The organism is Streptomyces sp. NPDC005070 (assembly GCF_053600395.1).
Window position 1 is genome coordinate 1 of the sequence record NZ_JBSFZS010000488.1, and the last position, 1,515, is coordinate 1,515.

The window sequence follows — 1,515 nt, forward strand, 5'->3', positions numbered from 1 at the left end:
GGTGGCCGGGCCGGGGCGAGCAGGGCGGCCAGGGCGGCGGCGAGACAGAGCCGGGCCGGCAGGCCGAAGCCGTGGGTGTATCCGGAGGCGTACGGCAGGCCTGACGGCTGGAGGCGGCCGGTGACCACGGAGCATCCGCCGTGCCGCGCCCCCGGTACCCCGCCCGCCGAGCCGCGTCAGCCGTCGACGAAGCCGATGGCTTCCAGGAAGCCCACCGCCGAGTAGTACACGTACGGGTCGTCGGCCGTCCTGGCGGCGCTCCGGGCCTGCTTCCAGGCGCGCGCTGCCTCTCTCCTGCGGCCACGGGTTTGCTCGGCGAGACCCAGGATGAGCAGGGCGGACGTCTGACCGTCCGCGTCCTGACAGGTCAGAGCCAGCGCCTCGGCCCGCTCCGCGGCCGCGACCGCTTCTGCCGGCTGCCCCAGCTGATAGAGGGCGTTGGCGAGGGTACCGAGGGCCCGGCCCGCCGCGAGTTCGGAGCCGGCCCGTTCGAGCAGCGCGACAGCCCGCCGGCTTTCCTCTGCCGCCTCCACGTGGTTGCCGATCGCCAGATGCGTCTGGGCCAGGCGGACCAGTACATCGCCCAGGTGCCGTTCGTCGGCCGCGCCCTCCAGGGCGGCCACGGCGTGTCGGTATCTCCGCATCGCCAGCGCGTGATTGCCGGAGTCGAAGGTGAGCGAGGCGAGTTCGCCCCAGAGCCCGGCCTCAGCGGTGGTGTCGCCGATCCGCCGGTACGCCTCGGCGGCCACGGTATAGGCCTTCTCCACGCGCCACAGCCCCTCCCCCACATTGATCCGCCGCGCGAGGCGGGCCAGCACCTCACACACCTCCCGCCACTCCCCGGCCTGTTTGGCATCGACACCGGTCATGATCGCGAGGGCACGCTCCTGACGGCGGACGGTGTCGTCCGGGCCGATGTGCAAGAGCTCCGCCTCCCACAACAGAGCATCCGCGAGGGCCTCGTAGCGGCGCGCGCCGATCCGCCCGGCCCAGTCGGCGGCCGCGCGCAGTGCCTTGACCTTCACATTGGTTTCCGCGTACGCGGATCCGGCGACCGAGGCGATCTCCAGGAGGAGGTCGAGCGCCCCGGTTCGGTCGCGTACGGCTCCGAGTTCCGCCAGCAACGCCAGGGCGGACGTGACGGAGTTCAGCGCGTCTCTGAGGAGTCCGACCGCGGTGGTCGCCGACGGCTCCCCGACCGCTTCACGAAGCACGTCCCGCTGGAAACGGAGCAAATCCTCCGCGCTCTCGGCCGCTTCACGCTCCTGACCGGCCGCCTGGAGCGCCCGGGCCACGTTGAGCAGGGCCCAGCTCCTCGCGTGGTGGTCTCCGGCCTCCTCGGCGAAACGCACTGCCGTGTGGGCGGCGGCCTCCCATTCCGTGACCTGGCCGCGATGCTCGAACAGCGAGACCAGCGCCTCCTGGAGCCGCAGCGCTCCCTCCGCGTCCCCGAAGGTCGCCGCCATCGAGATTGCGGCCTGGAGATTCGGGAACTCCTGGTCGAACCAGTCCAGC

Annotated in this window: 1 pseudogene; it reads right to left on the reverse strand. The window is 72.3% G+C overall.

Annotated elements, in window-relative coordinates:
• Nucleotides 1-176 precede the first annotated feature (176 nt).
• A pseudogene (locus ACWEBX_RS40490) lies at nucleotides 177-1,515 on the reverse strand (ATP-binding protein); the annotation flags it as partial.